The 20,813-nt window shown below is 73.3% G+C and carries 19 protein-coding genes; 11 read left to right on the top strand and 8 right to left on the bottom strand.

The window, feature by feature from the left end; translation table 11 throughout:
* Positions 1 to 142: 142 nt before the first annotated feature.
* Positions 143 to 631, bottom strand: a complete 489-nt coding sequence (locus ACFWMZ_RS21175) for an inorganic diphosphatase (protein ID WP_003948948.1) — start codon at positions 629 to 631, stop codon at positions 143 to 145.
* 136 nt (positions 632 to 767) lie between these two features.
* Between ACFWMZ_RS21175 and dacB the strand changes: the two genes are divergently transcribed.
* The 6 genes from dacB (at position 768) to folE (ending at position 8,996) form a co-directional block, all read left to right on the top strand.
* Complete coding sequence (gene dacB / locus ACFWMZ_RS21170) at positions 768 to 2,300, top strand: D-alanyl-D-alanine carboxypeptidase/D-alanyl-D-alanine-endopeptidase (RefSeq protein ID WP_383203400.1); 1,533 nt, start codon at positions 768 to 770, stop codon at positions 2,298 to 2,300.
* Positions 2,301 to 2,558: 258 nt separating this feature from the next.
* Entirely contained in the window at positions 2,559 to 3,770 is a 1,212-nt protein-coding gene (locus ACFWMZ_RS21165) for a zinc-dependent metalloprotease (RefSeq protein ID WP_383174556.1), read from the top strand.
* Positions 3,771 to 3,943: 173 nt separating this feature from the next.
* Positions 3,944 to 5,176 (top strand): tRNA lysidine(34) synthetase TilS, encoded by a 1,233-nt coding sequence (gene tilS / locus ACFWMZ_RS21160; protein WP_383174559.1) that lies wholly within the window; start codon positions 3,944 to 3,946, stop codon positions 5,174 to 5,176.
* Positions 5,177 to 5,265: 89 nt separating this feature from the next.
* Entirely contained in the window at positions 5,266 to 5,826 is a 561-nt protein-coding gene (hpt, locus tag ACFWMZ_RS21155; RefSeq protein ID WP_383174562.1) for a hypoxanthine phosphoribosyltransferase, read from the top strand.
* A 376-nt stretch (positions 5,827 to 6,202) separates the two neighbouring features.
* A complete protein-coding gene (ftsH, locus tag ACFWMZ_RS21150; RefSeq protein ID WP_383174730.1) occupies positions 6,203 to 8,245 on the top strand; it encodes an ATP-dependent zinc metalloprotease FtsH in 2,043 nt (680 codons plus the stop codon).
* Between the two features lie 145 nt (positions 8,246 to 8,390).
* Positions 8,391 to 8,996 carry a GTP cyclohydrolase I FolE gene (gene folE / locus ACFWMZ_RS21145; RefSeq protein ID WP_383174565.1) on the top strand — a complete coding sequence of 202 codons (606 nt, stop codon included), beginning with the start codon at positions 8,391 to 8,393 and terminating at the stop codon, positions 8,994 to 8,996.
* A gap of 78 nt (positions 8,997 to 9,074) precedes the next feature.
* On the opposite strand, the gene ACFWMZ_RS21140 is transcribed toward folE, so the two are convergent.
* The 6 genes from ACFWMZ_RS21140 to ACFWMZ_RS21115 all read right to left on the bottom strand — a co-directional run bounded on the left by ACFWMZ_RS21140 (position 9,075) and on the right by ACFWMZ_RS21115 (position 13,629).
* Positions 9,075 to 9,563, bottom strand: coding sequence for a DUF3180 domain-containing protein (locus ACFWMZ_RS21140; RefSeq protein WP_383203397.1), 489 nt, complete (start codon positions 9,561 to 9,563; stop codon positions 9,075 to 9,077).
* 167 nt (positions 9,564 to 9,730) lie between these two features.
* Positions 9,731 to 10,333: a 2-amino-4-hydroxy-6-hydroxymethyldihydropteridine diphosphokinase gene (gene folK / locus ACFWMZ_RS21135; protein WP_383174572.1), complete on the bottom strand. Its 603-nt coding sequence runs from the start codon at positions 10,331 to 10,333 to the stop codon at positions 9,731 to 9,733.
* A complete protein-coding gene (folB, locus tag ACFWMZ_RS21130) occupies positions 10,330 to 10,689 on the bottom strand; it encodes a dihydroneopterin aldolase (protein ID WP_383174575.1) in 360 nt (119 codons plus the stop codon). Before folB ends, folK begins: the two co-directional genes overlap by 4 nt.
* Positions 10,690 to 10,942: 253 nt before the next feature.
* Positions 10,943 to 11,413, bottom strand: coding sequence for a nuclear transport factor 2 family protein (locus ACFWMZ_RS21125; protein WP_383174578.1), 471 nt, complete (start codon positions 11,411 to 11,413; stop codon positions 10,943 to 10,945).
* Positions 11,414 to 11,485: 72 nt separating this feature from the next.
* Positions 11,486 to 12,346, bottom strand: a complete 861-nt coding sequence (folP, locus tag ACFWMZ_RS21120) for a dihydropteroate synthase (RefSeq protein ID WP_383174581.1) — start codon at positions 12,344 to 12,346, stop codon at positions 11,486 to 11,488.
* A 116-nt stretch (positions 12,347 to 12,462) separates the two neighbouring features.
* On the bottom strand, positions 12,463 to 13,629 hold the full coding sequence (locus tag ACFWMZ_RS21115; protein ID WP_383174584.1) for an ABC transporter ATP-binding protein: 1,167 nt from the start codon (positions 13,627 to 13,629) through the stop codon (positions 12,463 to 12,465).
* A gap of 243 nt (positions 13,630 to 13,872) precedes the next feature.
* Here ACFWMZ_RS21115 and ACFWMZ_RS21110 point away from each other — a divergent pair, with 243 nt between their 5' ends.
* The 5 genes from ACFWMZ_RS21110 (at position 13,873) to ACFWMZ_RS21090 (ending at position 19,928) form a co-directional block, all read left to right on the top strand.
* Positions 13,873 to 14,595 carry an ABC transporter permease gene (locus tag ACFWMZ_RS21110; protein WP_383203391.1) on the top strand — a complete coding sequence of 241 codons (723 nt, stop codon included), beginning with the start codon at positions 13,873 to 13,875 and terminating at the stop codon, positions 14,593 to 14,595.
* Positions 14,592 to 15,356: an ABC transporter permease gene (locus tag ACFWMZ_RS21105; RefSeq protein ID WP_383174590.1), complete on the top strand. Its 765-nt coding sequence runs from the start codon at positions 14,592 to 14,594 to the stop codon at positions 15,354 to 15,356. The genes ACFWMZ_RS21110 and ACFWMZ_RS21105 overlap by 4 nt, the downstream gene beginning before the upstream one ends.
* Before the next feature lie 121 nt (positions 15,357 to 15,477).
* The gene (locus ACFWMZ_RS21100; protein WP_383203388.1) at positions 15,478 to 16,467 is read left to right on the top strand and encodes an ABC transporter substrate-binding protein; all 990 of its coding nucleotides are present in this window, start codon (positions 15,478 to 15,480) and stop codon (positions 16,465 to 16,467) included.
* A 388-nt stretch (positions 16,468 to 16,855) separates the two neighbouring features.
* A complete protein-coding gene (locus ACFWMZ_RS21095) occupies positions 16,856 to 18,064 on the top strand; it encodes a coiled-coil domain-containing protein (protein ID WP_383203385.1) in 1,209 nt (402 codons plus the stop codon).
* Between the two features lie 256 nt (positions 18,065 to 18,320).
* Positions 18,321 to 19,928, top strand: a complete 1,608-nt coding sequence (locus ACFWMZ_RS21090) for an MFS transporter (protein ID WP_383174599.1) — start codon at positions 18,321 to 18,323, stop codon at positions 19,926 to 19,928.
* Positions 19,929 to 19,974: 46 nt separating this feature from the next.
* Here the strand turns inward: ACFWMZ_RS21090 and ACFWMZ_RS21085 are convergent, their stop codons facing one another.
* Entirely contained in the window at positions 19,975 to 20,550 is a 576-nt protein-coding gene (locus tag ACFWMZ_RS21085) for a hypothetical protein (protein ID WP_383203382.1), read from the bottom strand.
* Positions 20,551 to 20,813 lie beyond the last annotated feature (263 nt).

Here is a 20,813-nt window from a genome sequence, read left to right as displayed (position 1 = left end):
CCGGGGGCTCGGGCCGGCCCGGGGCCATTGGGGGCGCGGCCGGGGCCGCGGCGGGCGCCCACCCGCCCCGGGGCGCCCCCTCCCCCGCTCGCACGGGCGCCCCCCGCCCCGCGACGGGCCGCTCACGCGGCCCTCGCGTGGCTCAGTGACCGGCTTCCTTGGCCCGCTGGTACGAGCGCTCGATCTCGGCCTCGGCCTCGGCGCGGCCGACCCAGTCGGCGCCCTCGACGGACTTGCCGGGCTCCAGGTCCTTGTAGACCTCGAAGAAGTGCTGGATCTCCAGGCGGTCGAACTCCGAGACGTCCTGGATGTCCTTGAGGTGGTCGACCCGGGGGTCGCCCGCGGGGACGCAGAGCAGCTTGTCGTCGCCGCCGGCCTCGTCGGTCATGCGGAACATGCCGATGACGCGGCAGGAGATGAGGCAGCCCGGGAAGGTCGGGTCGTCCAGCAGGACCAGCGCGTCCAGCGGGTCGCCGTCCTCGCCGAGGGTGTCCTCGACGAAGCCGTAGTCCGCCGGGTAGCTGGTCGAGGTGAAGAGGCGACGGTCCAGGCGGATCCGGCCGGTCTCGTGGTCGACCTCGTACTTGTTCCGCGAACCCTTCGGAATCTCGATCGTGACGTCGAACTCCACCGGTGGCTCCTCCATGCTCATACAACGAGTGATCTGCGGTCCTCCCCCGGGCAGACGGGCTGCCATGCTCGCGGCAAGACGCAGTGGTTAAGTGTCCCTCACGCAGGTGTGTGATCGCGAAAGGGGCTGGTGCGGGGTGTCCGGGCGCGGTGGGTGGCAGCTCAAGACCTGGCAGTTCACGGCGGCAGCCGCCGTGGCCGGCCTGGCCCTGGCGAGCGCGGCCGCGGCCGCCGCCGGTCCCTGGGACTCCGGCGGTCAGCGTACGGCCGAGAGCCGCCGGGCCGCCCCCGGTACGGGCGTGGGTGACGCGGATCACCGTACGGTGGCCGGGCGTCCGCTCCCCGTCGGTTCCGACCCCGTCACGCCCGAGGCGCCCGACGTCCTCGCCCCGCTCGACGCGGGCGGCCTCGGCCCCCGCTCCGGCGAGGGCGCGCGGGAGGCGGCGGCCGGGCAGGCCCCGCTGCCGGCCACGGCCGCCCTCAAGGCCGCCCTGGAGCCGCTGTTGAAGGCCGACGGGCTCGGGCCGGGCGCCGCGGCCTCCGTGGTCGACGCGGCGACCGGCAAGGAGGTCTACGGGCGCACGGCCAAGGCCGCCATGGTCCCCGCCTCCACCGTCAAGATCGCCACCGGCGCCGCCGCCCTCAGCGTCCTCGGCCCCGACCACCGCATCCGCACCACCGTGGTCGCCGAACCCGCCCCGGGCTACGAGGACGGGGCCCCGCCCGAGGAGATCGTCCTGGTCGGCGGCGGCGACCCGACGCTCACCGCGCGCGCCGAGGCCGACGGCAACGCCTCCCTGCGCACCCTCGCCGACCGCACCGCCGCCGCCCTGAAGAAACGTGACGCCCGGACGGTCCGGCTCTCCTACGACACCTCCGCCTACGGCGGGCCCGCCGTGCACCCCATCGGGCCCAACGAGAACATCGCGCCCGTCAGCGCCCTGATGGCCGACGAGGGCCGCCTCGACGACTCCCGCAGCGGCCCGGCGCCGCGCACCGCGAAACCCGCACCCGACGCCGCCGACGCCTTCGCCGGGTTCCTCGCCGACCGGGGCGTCAAGGTCGAGGGCGCCCCGCGCCCGGCCACCGCCTCCGACCGGGCCGAGGAGCTGGCCGACGTCCGCTCGGCGCCCCTGTCGGCCCTGGTCGAGCGGATGCTGACCCACTCCGACAACGACATCGCCGAGGCCCTGGCCCGGCAGACCGCCCTCGCCGCGGGCAAGAAGGCCGACTTCGCCACCGCCGAACGCGAGACGCGCCGCGCCCTCGACCGGCTCGGCGTCCCGCTGGCCGGGACGCGCTTCGCCGACGGCAGCGGACTCGACCGGGCCGGCCGCGTCACCCCCCGCCTGCTGACCTCGCTGCTCGCCCGGGCGGCCCACACCGACCACCCCGAACTCCGGCCCGTCCTCACCGGGCTGCCCGTGGCCGGTTTCAGCGGGACGCTGGCGGGGCGGTACGAGTCCGAGGAGTCGGCCGACGGGACCGGTGTCGTCCGCGCCAAGACCGGCACCCTGACCGGGGTCAACAGCCTCGCCGGGACCGTCGTCGACGCCGACGGCCGCCTCCTCGCCTTCTCCTTCCTCGCCGGCGCCACCACCGACCCCACCACCGCCCAGGCCACCCTGGACCGCCTCGCCACCACACTCGCAACCTGCGGCTGCCCCTGACCCACCCCGCCCCCTGCAGCGCCGGCCGGGCTGGGGTGGGGCTCGGAGGGGCTGAGGTGCATCGGACCGGCGCAAATCCAGCCCGTCCGGCGCTTGAGGACATCTTTCAAGCCCGTCCGGCGTTTGAGGACACCCTTCACCAGCCGGCCCGGCGCTTGAGGGCACCCCCCGTCCGGCGCGCGGGACACAGAAGCCCAGCCAGGGCTCGACCTGTTCCACCGGGGGCCGCCAGGCCCCCTGAGCACGTACGGTTGACACATGACGAGCATCGGTGGTGTGGAGATGGTCGACTGGAAGCTCGCGGTCGCGACCGCGAGCAGGCTCGCGCGCCCGGGCCCGGAGATCGGACGCGAGGAGGCCCGCGAGGTCGTCGCCGAACTGCGCGGGCACGCCGCGGCAGCCGAGGAGCACGTGCGCGCCTTCACCGGGATGACCACGGCCGAGGGGCACGACACCCCCGTCCTGGTGGTCGACCGGCCCGGCTGGATCGAGGCCAATGTCGCGGGCTTCCGCTCGCTGCTCAAGCCCCTCATGACGAAGATGCGCTCCCGCCGGGGCAACGGTCCGGGGGGCATGATCGCCGGGGCCGTCGGCGGCAAGGTCACCGGCGTGGAGCTCGGCGTCCTGCTCTCCTTCCTCTCCTCCCGCGTCCTCGGGCAGTACGAGACGTTCGCCCCGGCCACCCGGGAGCTGCCCGGCGCCCCGGACGGCGGCGGCCGCCTGCTCCTGGTGGCGCCGAACATCGTCCACGTCGAGCGCGAGCTCGGCGTCGACCCGCACGACTTCCGGCTCTGGGTCTGCCTGCACGAGGAGACCCACCGCACCCAGTTCACCGCCGTGCCCTGGCTCCGGGACCACCTGGAGGCGGAGATCCAGGCGTTCCTCGCCGAGACCGACGTCGACGCCGGGACCCTGCTGGAGCGCCTCTCCGACGCCGTCCAGGCCTTCACCGGCGGCCGCCGTGGCGACACCGCGGAGAGTGCGGACCCCGCGGCCGGCTCCGAGTCCGGCGCGCGCTCCGGCACGGACGCCGCCGGGTCCGCCCCGGACGCCCCGGGCAAGGACGCCGACGGCCGCAGCCTGGTCGACCTCGTCCAGACCCCGGCCCAGCGCGAGATCCTGGCCCGCGTCACCGCCGTTATGTCCCTGCTGGAGGGCCACGCCGACTACGTGATGGACGGCGTCGGCCCGCAGATCGTCCCCTCCGTCGTGGAGATCCGCGAGAAGTTCCAGCGCCGCCGCGCCGCCGGCGCCAACCGCCTCGACCAGATCCTGCGCAAGCTCCTGGGCCTCGACGCCAAGCTCCGTCAGTACCGCGACGGCGAGCGGTTCGTCCGCGCCGTCGTGGACGAGGTCGGCATGGAGGGCTTCAACCGGGTCTGGACCTCCCCCAACACCCTCCCGACGCCGGCTGAGATCACCAAACCCGCGGACTGGGTCGCACGGGTGCACCGCGGCCCCGAATTGTGACCCGGCGCGGGCGGACGGCAGGCGTACGCCCCCGCAATCACCCGTCCGAGGGACCGTGAGGTGGCTCACGGGCGTGCGATGCTCGGGTCATGCTCGGCTTCTGTCACCATCTACGCACCCTGAGTGACGGCAACTGAGCCACGCCCCCGAAAACTTCATGAAGGGAACCGGACATGGGTCCCCATCCAGCGGTCGCGGCGATACGCCTCGCGGTCCGCCGCGTCCTGAACGACATCCTCACCGAGCACCACGCCGGGGCCGGCCGCCCCGCCGACCCCGCCCTCCAGGAGCAGCCGGGCCGCCCGCCCCGCGCCGAACTCCTCGAACGGGTGGGCCGCGCCACCCGCGCGGGCCGCGCCCGCCAGATCCGCGCCCGCGCCGGCTCAGGCGCGTCCGCCCAGGCCCCGGCCCCCGGCGAGGCCCCGGGCACCGCCGCGCTCCCCCCGGGCCCGCTCGTGCTGGTCGCCTGCTCCGGCGGCGCCGACTCGATGGCGCTCGCCTCCGCCCTCGCCTTCGAAGCCCCCCGCCTCGGCATCCGCGCCGGCGGCATCACCGTCGACCACGGCCTGCAGTACGGCTCGGACGCCCGCGCCGCCGACGTCGTCGCCCGGCTCACCGCCCTCGGCCTCGACCCGGTGGAGGCCGCCGCCGTCCGCGTCGCCGCCGCCTCCGACCGGACCGCGCACGGCGCCCCCTACACCGGCGGTGCCCGCCGGGTCGGCCCCGAGGCCGCCGCCAGGGACGCCCGCTACGCCGCCCTGGACGAGGCCGCCGAGCGGCTCGGCGCCGCCGCCGTCCTCCTCGGCCACACCCGCGACGACCAGGCCGAGACCGTCCTGCTGGGCCTCGCCCGCGGCTCCGGCATCCGCTCGCTCTCCGGCATGGCCGCCGTCTCCGGGCACTCCGGGCGCTACCGCAGACCCTTCCTCCAGCTGGACCGGCAGACCGCCCGCACGGCCTGCCTGGCCCAGTCCCTGCCCGTCTGGGACGACCCGCACAACGCCGACCCCGCCTACACCCGCTCCCGGCTGCGCCACGAAGGGCTGCCCGCGCTGGAGAAGGCGCTCGGCAAGGGCGTGGTCGAGGCGCTCGCCCGCACAGCCCAGCTCTCCCGCGACGACGCCGACGCCCTGGACGCCTGGGCCGCCCGCGAGGAGGCCGCCGTCCGCGACGAGAGCGGCGAGCTGGACTGCGCCCGGCTCCACGCCCTGCCCGCCGCCGTACGCCGCCGCATCCTGCGCCGGGCGCTGGTCGCCGTGGGGGCTCCGGGAGGCTCCCTGTTCGCCCGGCACGTCGAGGAGGTGGACCGCCTCATCACCGGCTGGCGGGGTCAGCGGGCCATCAACCTTCCGGGCAAAGTGGAGGCCCGGCGGCAGGGTGGCAGACTTGTCCTCCGGCAAGGCTGACGCCGACCGCAGGGTTCGGACGCCGGCTCGGACGACGGCCGTCGGCCCGGGAGCACCTCCCCGGGGCCGCGGCCGACGACGAAAGTGATGTGCGGGTGGACGCGAAAGACATGGGCTCCGACCTCCAGTCGGTGCTGCTGACCAAGGAAGAGATCGACGCCAAGCTGGTGGAGCTGGCGGAGCAGATCGACCAGGAGTACGCGGGCAAGGACCTGCTCATCGTCGGCGTCCTCAAGGGCGCCGTCATGGTCATGGCCGACCTGGCCCGGACGCTCTCCACCCCCGTGACCATGGACTGGATGGCGGTCTCCTCCTACGGCGCGGGCACCCAGTCCTCCGGCGTGGTCCGCATCCTCAAGGACCTCGACACCGACATCCAGGACAAGCACGTCCTGATCGTCGAGGACATCATCGACTCCGGTCTCACCCTGTCCTGGCTGATCTCCAACCTCGGCTCGCGCGGCCCGGCCTCCCTGAAGGTCTGCACGCTGCTGCGCAAGCCCGAGGCGGCCAAGGTCGCCATCGACGTCGAGTGGGTCGGCTTCGACATCCCCAACGAGTTCGTCGTCGGGTACGGCCTGGACTTCGCCGAGAAGTACCGCAACCTGCCCTTCGTCGGCACCCTCGCCCCGCACGTCTACGGCGGCTGACACCCGGCCGCTCCCCGGCCGGGGGCCCGCCCCCGGCACACCGGCCCGCGGGCCGTACGGACGCGGGGCGGCGGGGGAACCCTCGCGTGCCGCGCGCCGTTGGAGAGGGGAAGACGGTTTCCGGGCCGTCCCCTGCGGCTGCGGGTGACAATGCTGAGGTACCGTCCGAAGAACAATCGTCAGAACTGTTCTACGGCGCACGGCTCCTGGAGACGCGGATCACCGCGGTCCCGGGAGTGTCGGACGCGGGCACGTGGCCGAGCCGTGGAGCACGCGGAGGACTCTCACCCGCAGAGCACTCCGCACAGCACTCCCAAGTACAGCCTTTATCAATCTCGCGATGGCAGGAGGGACGGGGCGGCACCGCTCCGTATGGATGGACGTGAAGCGATACTTCCGTGGGCCCGTCATGTGGATCGTGCTGGCCGTCCTCGCCGTGGTCGTGTTGATGCAGGTCGTCGGTTCGTCCGGCGGGCACAAGACGGTCGACACCGGCCAGGTCGTCCAGGCGATCAACGACAAGAAAGTACAGTCGGCCAGTCTCACCACCGGTGACGACCAGATGATCAAGGTCGATCTCAAGGACGGCCAGAAGATCGACGGCAGTTCGAAGATCCAGGCCAGCTACATCGGCGACATGGGCTTCGACCTCGCCCAGAAGCTCCAGGTGGGCTACGAGGACAAGAGCATCCCCGAGGGCTACACGGTCTCGCCCTCTAAGCAGAGCCCGTTCCTCAGCATTCTGCTCTCGCTGCTGCCCTTCGTCCTGATCGTCCTGGTCTTCCTCTTCCTGATGAACCAGATGCAGGGCGGCGGCTCCCGCGTCATGCAGTTCGGGAAGTCCAAGGCCAAGCTGATCACCAAGGACACCCCGAAGACGACCTTCTCGGACGTGGCGGGTTCGGACGAGGCCGTCGAGGAGCTCCACGAGATCAAGGAGTTCCTCCAGGAGCCGGCCAAGTTCCAGGCCGTCGGCGCCAAGATCCCCAAGGGCGTGCTGCTCTACGGCCCGCCCGGTACGGGCAAGACCCTGCTGGCCCGCGCCGTCGCGGGCGAGGCGGGCGTGCCGTTCTACTCGATCTCCGGCTCCGACTTCGTCGAGATGTTCGTCGGTGTGGGCGCCTCCCGCGTCCGCGACCTCTTCGAGCAGGCCAAGGCGAACGCCCCGGCGATCGTCTTCGTCGACGAGATCGACGCCGTCGGCCGCCACCGCGGCGCCGGCATGGGCGGCGGTCACGACGAGCGCGAGCAGACCCTCAACCAGCTCCTGGTCGAGATGGACGGCTTCGACGTGCAGGGCGGTGTGATCCTCATCGCCGCCACCAACCGTCCGGACATCCTCGACCCGGCGCTGCTGCGCCCGGGCCGCTTCGACCGGCAGATCGCCGTGGACCGGCCCGACATGCAGGGCCGCCTGGAGATCCTCAAGGTCCATGTGAAGGGCAAGCCGGTCACCCCGGACGTCGACCTCTCGGCCGTCGCCCGCCGCACCCCCGGCTTCACCGGCGCAGACCTGGCCAACGTGCTGAACGAGGCCGCGCTCCTGACCGCCCGCAGCGACCAGAAGCTGATCGACAACCACATGCTGGACGAGGCGATCGACCGCGTGGTGGCGGGCCCGCAGAAGCGGACCCGGATCATGTCCGACAAGGAGAAGAAGATCACCGCGTACCACGAGGGCGGACACGCCCTGGTCGCGGCGGCCTCACCCAACTCCGACCCGGTCCACAAGATCACGATCCTCTCCCGCGGCCGCGCCCTCGGTTACACGATGGTGCTCCCGGAGGAGGACAAGTACTCCACCACGCGCAACGAGATGCTCGACCAGCTCGCCTACATGCTGGGCGGGCGGGCCGCCGAGGAACTGGTCTTCCACGATCCGACCACCGGCGCCGCCAACGACATCGAGAAGGCCACCGGTACGGCCCGCGCGATGGTCACCCAGTACGGCATGACCGAGCGGCTCGGCGCCATCAAGTTCGGCGGCGACAACACCGAGCCCTTCCTCGGCCGGGACATGACGCACCAGCGCGACTACTCCGAGGAGGTCGCGGCGCTCGTCGACGAGGAGGTCAAGAAGCTCATCGAGACGGCGCACAACGAGGCCTGGGAGATCCTGGTCGAGAACCGCGACGTCCTGGACAACCTGGTCCTCGAGCTCCTGGAGAGGGAGACGCTCGGCAAGGAGGAGATCGCCGAGATCTTCGCCCCGATCGTCAAGCGCCCGGCCCGCCCGGCGTGGACCGGCTCCACCCGGCGTACGCCCTCGACGCGGCCGCCGGTGCTCTCGCCCAAGGAGCTCAGCCTCACCAACGGCGCCAACGGCTCCACGGCCGCCCTCGGCGCCGGCCCTTCGAACGGCTCCTCCCCGGACCTGACGAAGCCGCCGGCCTCCCCCGAGGAGCGTCCCGAGGACTGACCGACGCGTGACGGCCCCCACGCCCGCCGAGCGGCGGGCCAGGGGTTGGAATGCGGGCCGCGCTCCCCAGGTTCTAGCCTGGGGAGCGCGGCCGTTTCGTATGCCCGCAGGTGACACGCGTAATTCGCACAGGAACGAGGCAGAGATGACCGACCCGGTGAGGCTGGACGGCGTGGGCTCGATCGGTGAGTTCGACGAGAAGCGCGCCGAGCACGCCGTGCGCGAGCTGCTCCTCGCCGTCGGTGAGGATCCGGACCGCGAGGGCCTGCGCGAGACCCCGGCACGGGTGGCACGGGCGTACCGCGAGATATTCGCCGGGCTGTGGCAGAAGCCCGAGGACGTGCTGACCACCACCTTCGACCTGGGCCACGACGAGATGGTGCTGGTCAAGGACATCGAGGTGCAGAGCAGCTGCGAGCACCACCTGGTGCCGTTCGTCGGCGTCGCCCACGTCGGCTACATCCCCTCGGCCGACGGCAAGATCACCGGGCTCTCCAAGCTGGCCCGCCTGGTCGACGTCTACGCCCGCCGCCCGCAGGTCCAGGAGCGGCTGACCACGCAGATCGCCGACTCCCTGATGGAGATCCTGGAGCCGCGCGGCGTCATCGTCGTCGTCGAGTGCGAGCACATGTGCATGACGATGCGCGGGGTCCGCAAGCCCGGCGCGAAGACCATCACCTCGGCGGTCCGCGGCCAGCTCCGCGACGCGGCCACCCGCAACGAGGCGATGAGCCTGATCATGGCCCGCTGACCGGGCGGACAGCACGTACGAAGGCCGGGCGCCCCCTGCGCAGGGGGCGCCCGGCCTCTCGTGCGCAAGGGGCCGGGGTCACACGGTGGGCGCCGTGCCCGGGGTGTCGTCGTCGCCGTCCTCGGGGAGCTTGCAGACCCGCTCCAGGAAGAGCCCGGCGGCGATCACGCCGATGCCCGCGACCAGCGAGGCGCCCGCGTAGAGCGCCTGGTCGGCGCGGGCCGGGACCTCCAGGTACCCGAGGAGGAAGACGGCCACACCGCCGTACAACCCGGCGACCAGCGACGCCACCAGGGCACTCGCCTGCCCGAAGACCAGGGCGCGGGCGGCCACCAGCGGGTCGACGCCCTTGGCGTCGGGGCGGCGCTCCCGCTGCGCGCGGAGCCGTGAGCGGAACGCCAGCGCCGTCGCCAGCAGCACGGCGGCGATCGCCGCCAGCACGACGGGCGCGAACAGCGGGACCGCGGGCAGGGTGCCGAAGGCGTCCCAGAGCCGGGCACCCGCCCAGGACAGTACGGCGGCGACCACGAGCAGGCCGACCAGCGTCCTGATGCGGAGCTGCTTCACGGAGGTGAGGTCCTTTCGCCGTCGTCCCGGGCGGCTCCCGTGACGTCACTGCGGGCGGCCGGCCGGAGTCCCGGCAGTCGTTTCGGTGCGCCGGAGGCGGGACGGGCCCTGCTTCCAGCTTGCCCCGGGTGCCGGGCGGACGCCCAGCCGGTCCACCAGGGCAACGTCTACTCGGGGAGTCGGAGTTCCAGGTCCTCGCGGCGGGTCAGGCCGTCCCCGGCCAGCCCCGAGAGCAGCTCGTCCACCGAGCCGTGGTCCGGGAGCTGCGCCTCGGGGTCCACGTCGTGCCAGGGGGCGAGGACGAAGGCCCGCTCGTGGGCGTGCGGGTGGGGGAGGGTGAGCTCCGGGTCGGCCGAGACGACGTCGGCGTAGGTGACGATGTCGACGTCGAGGGTGCGCGGGCCCCAGCGCTCGTCGCGGACCCGGTGGAACGCCTCCTCGACCGCCTGCGCCCGCTCCAGCAGGGAGCCGGGGGGCAGCGTCGTGCGGATCACCGCGACCGCGTTGAAGTACGAGGGCTGGGAGCCCTGCTCGACGCCCCACGGCTCCGTCTCGTAGACCGGGGAGACGGCTTTGACCCGCAGGCCGGGGGTGTCCTCCAGCGCGTCGACCGCGCCCTGGAGGGTCTCCAGGCGGTTGCCGAGGTTGCTGCCGAGGGAGATCACCGCGGTCTTCGGGTTGGACAGGGTCACGTCGGCGGCGTCCACCTGCTCGACGACGGAGGCCGGGACCGGCTGCACGGTCGGGTCGCTGCTGTTCTGCGGGTTCATACACGGCTCCGGGTGATGGTGACGGTCACGTCGTCGAACGGGACGGTGATCGGGGCGTCCGGCTTGTGGACGGTGACCTCGACCTCCTGGACCGCGTCGGTCTTCAGGCAGGTCCGGGCGATGCGCTCGGCCAGCGTCTCGATGAGGTTCACCGGCTCGCCCTCGACCACGGCCACGACCTCCTCGGCGACGATGCCGTAGTGCACGGTCTTGGTGAGGTCGTCGCCTTCGGCCGCCGGCCGGGTGTCCAGACCCAGGACGAGATCGACGATGAAGGTCTGGCCCTCCTCGCGCTCCTTGGGAAAGACACCGTGGTGCCCTCGGCCCTTGAGGCCGCGCAGCGCGACACGATCCACGCGAATCACTCCTGCTCTCGTCGTTGTCGGCGGGCGGTGCGCGCGTGCGGTCCCGCCCACCGGCCTCAGCCGAGGCTACCCGTGGCCCCCGGCGCCGAGCGCCCACGGGGTGGGAACAGCCTGCGGAAGAGCGGGGGAACCACACATGACCCGGCGCGGCCGGACCCGCCCCGGCCCCGCGGGGACGGCGAACGCCCCCGGGCGGGGACGGCGGAGGGGCCCCTACCCAGAACGCCCGCGGATCAGCCCGCCGTCAGGCGGGGGATTCCTCGCCCGGCCCGTCGTCCTCGTCCCCGTCCTCCCCCTCCAGCTCGGCGAGGACCGGCGAGGCGTGGTGGGACCAGAGCTTCCACCCCTCGGTGGTGCGCCGGAAGACGTTGGTGGCCACCACGAGCTGCCCCACCAGCGGCCCCAGCTCACCGTCCTCCGGCGGCGGCCCGCCGCTGAGGATGTTCTCCGTACAGGTCACGATCGCCGTCGCGCCCAGCAGCGAGGTGTGCACGTCGGTCAGGATGAACTGGATGTAGTCGGTGTTCGCCATGATCACGGCGTACGAGCGGAGCACCTCGCCCCGGCCGCTGAGGACCGGCCAGCCGGGATGCACGCAGGAGAGGGCCTCCTCGTCCAGCCATAGCGCGGCCAGCTCCGCGTAGTCCCCGCGTTCCACGATGTCGTAGTACTCGGCGTTGGCACGCTCGACCTGCTCGATCTCGGTGGGGGTCACCGGGCTCCGTTCGTCGGGGGCGCGCGAGGGGCGCGCGGGGGGAAAGGCTGCGGGGGTGGAGCGGGCCGCCGGTCAGCGGGCGGACTCGACCGCCCGGGCGACGCGTACGGCGTCGGCGGTCGGCCGGACGTCGTGGACGCGGAGGGCCCAGGCGCCGGCCTGCGCGGAGAGCGCGGAGACGGCGGCGGTGGCCGCGTCCCGCTCGCGGGCGGGCGGCGGGGTGCCGTCGGGTCCGGCCAGCACCCGGCCGAGGAAGCGTTTGCGGGAGGCGGCGACCAGCAGCGGGTGGCCGAGGGCCCGCAACCGGTCCAGGTGGGCGACGAGCGCCAGGTCGTGCGGGGCCTGTTTGGCGAAGCCGAGGCCCGGGTCGACGATGATCCGGTCGGGGGCGATGCCGCCCGCGATCGCCGCGTCGATCCGCTCCCGCAGCTCGTCGGTGACCTCGCCGACCACGTCGGTGTAGACGGCGCGGCTGTTCATCGCGTCGCTGAAGCCGCGCCAGTGCATCACCACGAACGGCGCCCCGGCGGCCGCCACCGCGGGGATCATCGCGGGGTCGGCGAGACCGCCGCTCACGTCGTTGACCAAGCGGGCTCCGGCGGCCAGCGACTGCTCGGCGACGGCGGCGCGCATCGTGTCCACCGAGATCACCAGCCCCTCGGCGGCCAGCGCCCGCACCACGGGCACCACCCGGCGCAGCTCCTCGGCCTCGTCCACCCGGGGCGCGCCGGGACGGGTGGACTCGCCGCCGACGTCGATCAGGTCGGCGCCGTGCACCACCAGGTCGAGGCCGTGCTTGACCGCCCGTTCGGTGTCGAACCAGCGTCCGCCGTCGGAGAACGAGTCCGGGGTCACGTTGACCACGCCCATCACCGCGCAGCGGTCCCACTCCGGAAGCCCTGCGACGCGCCCGCGCCCAAACGACGTACTCATGCCTCCAGCCTAGAGGCGTGCCCGGGGCCCACCACCCCACGGACCCCCTGGAACCGGGAGGTACCGCCACACGCCGTGACGCGGCTCGCACTCCAGGGGGCGCGGGCGGGCCCGGGTCAGACGGCGTGCACGGTCTCCAGGGAGACGGCCTGGCGCGGCACGGCGCGGGAGTCGGCGGCCGTGGAGCGGCGCAGCGCCTCGTGGAGGGCGGCGGGGGTGAGGACGCCGAGGAAGCGGTGACCGGCCGCAGGGTCGAGGACGGCGATCCACCCGGCGTCGTGCTGGAGCATCGTCGCGAAGGCCTGCTTGAGGGGCGCGCCGACCGGCAGCCACGCCTCCATCCGGCGGGCCTGCTCGCCGACGGTCCCCTCGGAGCGCTCGGCGAGGGCGGCCGAGATCCAGCCGTGCAGCTTGTCCTCGCCGTCCAGCACCACCGCCCACCGGGCGCCCTCGGCGCGCAGCCGTGCCCCGGCGGCGGCCAGCGGGTCGTCGAGGTGGACGACGGGCGGCTGCTCCAGGTCGCCGAGCTCGATCGGGGTGACCGAGAGCCGCTTCAGCCCCCGGTCGGCGCCGACGAAGTCCGCGACGTACGGGGTGGCGGGGGCACCGAGGACGGTGGCCGGGGTGTCGAACTGCTCGATGCGGCCGTGGCCGTACACGGCGATGCGGTCGCCGAGGCGGACCGCCTCCTCGATGTCGTGGGTGACGAAGAGCACGGTCTTGTCGACCTCGGCCTGGAGCTTCAGGAACTCGTTCTGGAGGTGCTCGCGGACCACCGGGTCGACGGCGCCGAACGGCTCGTCCATCAGCAGCACCGGCGGGTCGGCGGCGAGCGCGCGGGCCACGCCGACGCGCTGGCGCTGGCCGCCGGAGAGCTGCTCCGGGTAGCGGGCGCCGTGCGTGGCCGGGTCGAGGCCGACCAGCTCCAGCAGCTCGGCGGCGCGGGCGCGGGCCGCCTCGCGCTTCCAGCCGAGCAGGTGCGGGACGGTCGCGGTGTTCTCCAGCACCGTCTTGTGCGGGAAGAGGCCGACCTGCTGGATGACGTAGCCGATGCGGCGGCGCAGCTGGACCGGGTCGGCGGCGGATATGTCCTCGCCGTCCAGGAGTATCCGGCCGGAGGTCGGCTCGATGAGCCGGTTGACCATCTTCATCGTGGTCGTCTTGCCGCACCCCGAGGGGCCGACCAGCGTGACGAGCTCCCCCGCGGCGACCTCGAAGGTGAGGTCGTCGACCGCGGTGGTCCCGTCCGCGTACACCTTGCTGACCTGCTCGAACCGGATCATGCGTCCCCATTGTGGTGGCGGTGGATGGTGGGCGTGTGAAGGCTGTGTTGCAGGTCTACCCCGGAAAAGGGCGAACCCCGGCGATTGTCGGTGCCCGGCGTTAGGGTCGCAGACAGTCGTGGACACCTGTTCGGTAAGGGTGGGTTCCCGGCGGTTTCGGCGGCCCTGTCCGGAAGGGCCGCCCGGTGGCGCCCGGCCACCGGACAGGGGTGTGAACGGCGGGACGCGGGGGAGGCGGGCGAGGTGAGCGCAGAGAACTGCCTGGTGGCGAACGACTGGGTCTGCGGTGAGTACCTCCGCACGCGCGGCCAGGACCTGGCCGACGCGACCCTCCAGCACATCGGGATCACCGTGGCCGCCGTCGTCATCGGCGTGCTGATCGCCTTCCCGCTGGCGGTCCTCGCCCATCGCAGGCGCGCCTTCGCGGCCCCGGTCCTCGCGGTGACCACGCTCTTCTACACGGTCCCCTCGCTCGCCATGTTCTCGCTGCTGCTCCCGCTCTTCGGGCTCTCGGCCGCGCTGGTGGTCACCGGGCTGGTGCTGTACTCGCTGACGATCCTGGTGCGGAACACCCTCGCGGGGCTCGACGCCGTCCCCGAGGAGGCCCGCGAGGCGGCCACCGGCATGGGGTACGGGCCGTGGCGGCTGCTCTGGGAGGTCGAGGTGCCCCTCGCGCTGCCCGCGCTCCTCGCCGGGGTGCGCATCACCACCGTCTCCACCGTCGCCCTCACCACGGTCGGCGCGATCGTGGACTACGGCGGCCTCGGCTCCCTCATCCTCGACGGCCTCGACACCGACTTCCGCGCCCAGGTGCTCACCGCCTCGGTGCTCTGCGTGGTCCTGGCGATCACCGCCGACCTGCTCCTCCTCGGCCTGCAACGGCTCTGCACCCCCTGGACGCGCCTCGGCGCCGCCGCCCCCCGGCCGGCCGCGCCCCCCGCGAGGAAGGCGGCACCGACTCCGTGAACGACCTCATCGGCGCCTGGACCTGGCTCACCACCGCCGCCCACTGGCAGGGCGAGAAGGGCGTGTGGAACCGCCTCGGCGAGCACCTCTACTACAGCGGTGTCTGTCTGGCGATCGCCTGCCTCATCGCGCTCCCGCTCGCCCTCTGGCTCGGCCACCTCGGCAAGGGCGGCACCCTCGCCGTCAACATCTCCAACGTCGGCCGCGCCGTCCCCACCCTCGCCGTGCTGATCCTGCTCTCCCTCACGCCGCTCGGCGCGCACGAGGGTGTGCCGACGCTGATAGCCCTGGTGCTCTTCGCGGTGCCGCCGCTGCTGACCAACGCCTACCTCGGCATGCGCGAGGTCGACCGGCCCGTGGTGGAGGCCGCGCGGGGCATGGGGATGAGCGACTGGCAGCTCTTCCGCCGGGTGGAACTGCCGCTGGCCCAGCCGCTGCTGATGACCGGGCTGCGCACCGCCGGGGTCCAGGTCGTCGCCACCGCCACGCTCGCCGCGATGGCCGGGGAGGGCGGGCTCGGCCGGATCATCACCGCCGGGTTCGGCCTCAGCAACACTCCGCAGGTGATAGCCGGGGCCTTCCTCGTCGCCCTGCTGGCGGTGCTGGTCGAGGCGGTCCTCGTCCTGGTCACCCGGCTGACGGCGCCCGACCGGGGCGTGGGGAAGGCGTCGCGGACGGCGGCCGAGGGCGGACCGGGCCGCTCCGCGCCCGCGGCCTCCGGCGCCGCGCGCCAGGCCGCCCCCGCCGACGCCTCGCCCTGATCGGGCGCCCATGACGCGACACGACGTGACCGCACCGCATCGCACCTCACCGCACCCCGTGCGACGCCGACCGACGTGCCTTGCTCCGCCTTGCCCTGATCTGACGAATGGTGGTTGACCCTTGAACAGCAACATGCGACGGACCTCGCGGTTCGGCAGGAAGTCCGGAGCCGCGCTCGCCGTGGCCGCGCTCGCCGTCTCGCTCGCCGCCTGCGGCGGGGAGAGCCTGGAGGACCAGGGGAAGCCGGACAAGGCCGGTTCGGGCGGGGGCGGCAAGGGCTCGCTCGTCGTCGGCGCCGCCCGCTTCACCGAGGCCAAGGTCCTCGGCGAGCTGTACGCGCAGATCCTCCGCGACGGCGGATACGAGACGGACGTCAAGACCGTGCAGAACCGCGAGGTCTACGCCAAGGAGCTGCAGAAGGGCGCGATCGACATCGTTCCCGAATACGCGGCGACGCTCACCGAATTCTTCAACCTGGAGGAGAACGGGCCCGACGCCGAACCGGTCGCCTCCAGCGATGTCGACGCCACCGTGGCCGAGTTGAGGAAGTTCGCCGAGCCGAAGGGACTCACCGTCCTGCCGCCCGGCGAGGCCGTCGACCAGAACGCCTTCGCGGTGAGCGAGAAATTCGCCGAGAAGCACAAGCTGAAGACGCTTTCGGATCTCGGGAAGTCCGGCGAGAAGGTCAAGATCGCCGCGGGCGACGAATGCGAGACCCGCCCGTTCTGCGCGCCCGGTCTGAAGAAGACGTACGGCATCGACGTGACCGGTATCGACCCGAAGGGTGTCGGCACGCCGCAGGCCAAGCAGGCGGTGAAGAACGGCACCGACCAGCTGGTGCTGACCACCACCACCGACGCCACCCTCGCCAGCTACGGCCTGGTGCTGCTGGAGGACGACAAGAAGCTCCAGAACGCCGACAACGTCCTCCCGGTCGTCCACACCAAGGACGCCGGGGACAAGGAGATAGCCGACATCCTCGGCAAGCTCACCAAGACCCTCACCACCGAGGAGCTCGCCGAGCTCAACCGCCAGGTGGACGAGGAGCGCCAGAAGGAGGCCGACGTGGCCGGGGCCTACCTCAAGGAGAAGGGTCTGCTGGTCTCCTGACCCAGGCGCGGGCCTGGGCTGCGAGTCTGGACCGCGAGCCCGGGTCCGGAGCACCGGGGTCCGGTGCATTTCGAGGTGGCGTCCGGCGCCGGACGCCACCTTCGGAAAAGGGTGTGCGCTCGGCCGTAAATGATCTTGAAATCGCGGTCGGTGTTCCTCTTCCCGCGCACGGGTCTTCCGCGGATCCCCGGATCACCGAGTGGTCTCGGCGTATGTCCGCGGGGCAATTCGGGTGGCCGGCGGAGTCGGGTGCCTTGGGGGGCCGGGAGTTTCCGGCGCGGGCACGGTGGCGGCAGAGGCGGAGGGCGTCGGACAACTCGTCGTACCAGCGGAGGAGATTTCCGGGCGGGGCTCCATTCGCGCGCCTACGCGCGGTAAGTTTCTGGCCATGCCACGTGGACGTCATCGCCATTCCCCACCGCTGCACCGGCTGCTGCCGCCGACGGTCCTCGCCGCGCTCGCCCTGGCCTGCGCCGCACTGGCCTGGTTCTTCCCCGATCCGCCGGTGCTGAGGCTGCTGGTGGCCGCCGCCGCGCTCGCCGCCGTGGTCAGCGCCGTCCTCATGCGGCGCTGGGACCGCGAGGCGGGTAAGCGGGTCGCCGAGCTGACCCGTTCGCGGGCCGGAGCCGAGTGGCGCCACGAGGAGCGCGTCGCCGAGCTGGAGGCCGACCTGGAGGAGTCCAGGGAGCTGCGCACCAAGCTGGAGCAGAAGATCCGGGCCAAGCGCACCGAGATCGCCGGCCTGCGCAACGAGCACGCCGCCCTGCTGCGCCGCTACGCCAACGCCGAGACAGAGCGGGCCAGCGCCCTCGAAGGCCGCCGCAGGCTCGCCATCGATGCGGCCACCCCGGCCCGCGCCCTGCCCGCCGCCCCCACGGCGGTACCGGCGGACCAGGCCACGGGCCTCGCGCCCGTCACCGCCCCCGGGTACCCCCCGGCCGCCGCGCACGGCTCCCACCAGGTGCCGCGCCAACCCACCCCGGAGTTGTTCCGGCAGGCCGGTGCCGCGCTGGAGCGGCTGGCACGCGGTCAGGTTCCGCCGTCCACCACCGCGGAGGGGGACCCGGCAGCGGGGAAGCCCCGGGCGGCCGCCCCGCAGACCCCTGCGTACGGACCGGTCGCCGGCACCATCGGGACCGGGCGCCCCTCGGTGCCCGTCGCCGCGACCGTCGTCGACCCGGCCCGCGCCCGGGCGCCCCGCGCCATCGGCGGCTTCGACTTCTTCGGCACCGCCGGGGCCCCGCCCGCCGAGGCGCTGGAGCACGAAGACCTCGCCGACGTGGTCGGTGAGGAGGCCCTCGCCGCCCACCGGCAGGACACCGTCCGCCCCGGTTCCGCGCCGCTGGGTGTGGTGGGCGGCCAGGCCGGCCAGCTCCGCCACAGCCGCGAGCCGTCCCCGGCTCCGTCCCCGGCTGCGACCGGCGGGGCGGACGAGGACGCCGCCGACGCCGAGGACGACCAGGCCGACGCCGCCGCCCCGGAGCGCGAGGCGCACGGCGGCCGCGGCGACGAGATCGGCCACGTCATCGACCTGACCGCGCACGACGAGACCGAACAACTCGACGTCGGGACCCTGCGCACCGCGATGCGCGCCTGACCCGTCCCGCGCCCGCGCCGGCCCCGTCGGCGGAGAGCAGCCCCGTACCGGAACGTGGCCCGGTACGGGGCTGTTCGGCGTCCGGGGCCGGGCCGCGTTCCGGGATTCGGGCAGTGCGGAAACTTCTTGTCCGGCTCTCGGACGGTCCTTGAGTGTGAGCCAATGCCGTGAGTGCGGCGGCCGTGGCCCCTTCACCGGTCCTGCCGACACGACGGTCCCCCCGTCAGGACGAGAAGTGAACGAAGGGCAGGAACCCATGGCGGCCACGACCACTGACGCCGACACAGCCCCAACGGGCCATCCGCAGCGCTGGCTCATCCTCGGCGTCATCTGCCTGGCCCAGTTGACGGTGCTGCTCGACAACACGGTGCTGAACGTCGCGATCCCCTCCCTCACCCGGGAGCTGGACGCCTCGACCTCCGACATCCAGTGGATGATCAACGCGTACTCGCTGGTGCAGTCGGGCCTGCTGCTCACGGCGGGCAGCTCCGCCGACCGGTACGGCCGCAAGAAGATGCTGGTCGTGGGCCTCGCCGTGTTCGGTGTCGGCTCGCTGGTCGCCGGGCTCGCCCAGTCCTCGGCCCAGCTCATCGCCGCCCGCGCGGGCATGGGGGTCGGCGGCGCGCTGCTGATCACCACCACCCTCGCCGTCGTCGTGCAGATCTTCGACGACCAGGAGCGGGTCCGGGCCATCGGGCTGTGGGCCACGGTCAACGCGCTGGGCGTCGCGGTCGGCCCGCTGGTCGGCGGCCTCATCCTCGACCACTACTGGTGGGGCGCCATCTTCCTGATCAACATCCCCGTCGCCGTGCTGGGCCTGGTCGCGGTGATCGCCCTCGTCCCCGAGTCGAAGAGCCGGCACGGCGAACGCCCGGACCTGCTGGGCGCGCTGCTCTCCACCGTCGGTATGACCGGCGTGGTCTACGCGATCATCTCCGGGCCCGAGCACGGCTGGGCGTCGGGGCATGTCGCGGCCTCCGGGGCGGTCGGTCTCGCGGTGCTCACCTCCTTCGTCCTCTGGGAGCTGCGGACCCCGCACCCGATGCTCGACATGCGCTTCTTCCGCGACCGGCGGTTCGTCGGCGCGGTGGCGGGCGCGGTGCTGATCGCCTTCGGCATGGGCGGCTCGCTCTTCCTGCTCACCCAGCACCTCCAGTTCGTCCTGGGTTACGGGCCGCTGGAGGCGGGGCTGCGGATCGCGCCGCTCGCGGTGACCGTGGTCGTCCTCAACCTCGTCGGCATCGGAGCGCGGCTGCTGCCCAAGCTCGGGACGCCGCTGACGATCGGCATCGGCATGACCCTGCTCTCCGCCGGGCTCGCCGCGATCGCGCTGCTCGGCGGGGCCTCGTACACCGGGATGCTGACCGGCCTGATCGTCATGGGTATCGGCATCGCCCTCGCCACGCCCGCCATGGCCAACGCGCTGATGAGCGCGATCCCGCGCGAGCAGGCGGGGGTCGGCGCCGCCGTCAACGGCACCCTCGGCGAGTTCGGCAACGGGCTCGGTGTCGCCACCCTCGGCGCCGTCCTCAACTCCCGCTTCGCCGCCCTCGTCCCGGGAGCGGCCGGCGCCGCCTCCCTGCCCAGCGTCCTGGCGGACGCCGACAGCGCCGCCGAACGCCAGGCCGTCGCCGACGGCTTCGCCTCCGGACTGGAGACCAGCCAGCTCTTCGGAGCCGTGGCCGTCCTGCTCGGAGGCGGACTCGCCGCGCTGCTGCTGTGGCACGCGGAACGCGCGGACGGCCCGGCTGCCGGGGCCGTGGGGGGTCACCCCGAAGAGGCCGGCTCCGCGGAGGCCGGCGACGCGGCGGAGGACAGGGCCGTCCCGGAGAAGGAGGCGAAGGCGGCGGGGGCGAACGCTTAGGCCCTGTCCGCGGGATCTCGGGTTCTGGGCAGGAGGGCGCCACCGGTCAGCGCATCCCGGACCACGGCGTCATGGACCCGGCGCGCCGAACCATTCCCCGCAGTTGCTCGGCGGGACGCTGCTGTTCGCCGTGCAGGCAGTTGAGGACGACCAGACCACCGGTGAGCGCCGGGACCGCCCACTGGACCCAGGCGAGTTCGCGCTGCGCTTTCGTGATGTCGAGGGGATGCCCCGCGGCCTTCTCCACGCCTTCGGGACTGTCCGACGAGGCGAGCTCGACCTTCTTGCCCAGAACGCGGCTGTACGCGGCGGCGGCCAGAGCGGCGCCGGTGAGTGCCGTCTTGGTGAGCGTGGACGCGGCGACGCCCTTCTGCGTGGCGACGCGGGCGGCGTTGGCGGTCAGGAGGCCGGTGCTGCCCACCAGATGCACCGCGATCGCCGCGGCGCTGACCGGCGTCCACCTCGCCCAGCCGGCGCTCGCGATCCGAGCGGCGTCCCGTCGCGTACCGCCCTCGCACCGAGCCGCGCCGTTCAGACCGACGGCGCCCATCAGGGAGCCGCCGAACCACGCCGCCAGCCCCAGATCGTGCATGCTGCGCAGGACGGTCTTGCGTTCCGCCATCGGGAGACTCCTCAGGATCCGTACGGGACGACGCCGACGGCGCCACCGGCTCTGCCTCCACAGTCGCCCGACCCGGGCCCGCGCGCATGTCGAGCCGACGGGGACCTCGCACTCCACCGACGCGGGCATGGCTCCGGCGCCCGGGCCGGAGCTCCGGCCCGGACCGGTGTGGCGGTCCGGGCCGGGGTTTCACTCCTCGGCCGATCGGTTACCTCTCTCCGTGCCCGACCCCCCGCCAGACCCGCCGGAACGGCTCGGAGGCC

Source organism: Streptomyces sp. NPDC058373 (genome assembly GCF_042723275.1).
Lineage (GTDB): Bacteria > Actinomycetota > Actinomycetes > Streptomycetales > Streptomycetaceae > Streptomyces.
The sequence above is the reverse complement of the archived record's forward strand: the minus strand, read 5'-3'. Positions and strand labels throughout refer to the sequence as shown.